This is a genomic window from Halalkalibacter lacteus, from assembly GCF_036663595.1.
Lineage (GTDB): Bacteria > Bacillota > Bacilli > Bacillales > Bacillaceae_D > Halalkalibacter > Halalkalibacter lacteus.
Map to the genome: position 1 here is coordinate 1 of NZ_JAWRVL010000232.1, position 270 is coordinate 270.

Sequence of the window (270 nt, forward strand, 5' to 3'; positions counted from 1 at the left end):
CGAGCCTAGGTCAGCAGCGCGGGCAGGTCAAACGCAGGCAGGCTACGGGGCGCCGGGGTGATGCGGGCTGCTCGCTCCTCTGGTAGAGTCCGGTGCCACCGAACCCGAGGGGAAGCGTCGGAATGCCTGAGTCCTCACTCCCGGACGAGTGCCTGTTCACGCTCACGGCCAGCACCGCACCGGGCACGACGATTGCCAATGGCCCGCAGGGCACCCGTGCGATCGTCGCTGTGACGGGCGGTTCGTTCGAAGGCCCAAGGCTGAAGGGCA

1 protein-coding gene is annotated in these 270 nt (G+C 68.5%); it reads left to right on the forward strand.

Going from position 1 to position 270, the window contains the following annotated elements; genetic code table 11:
* Positions 1–122 precede the first annotated feature (122 nt).
* The coding region (locus SAZ04_RS23650) for a DUF3237 family protein (protein ID WP_431309050.1) at positions 123–270 on the forward strand (148 nt) is incomplete at its 3' end.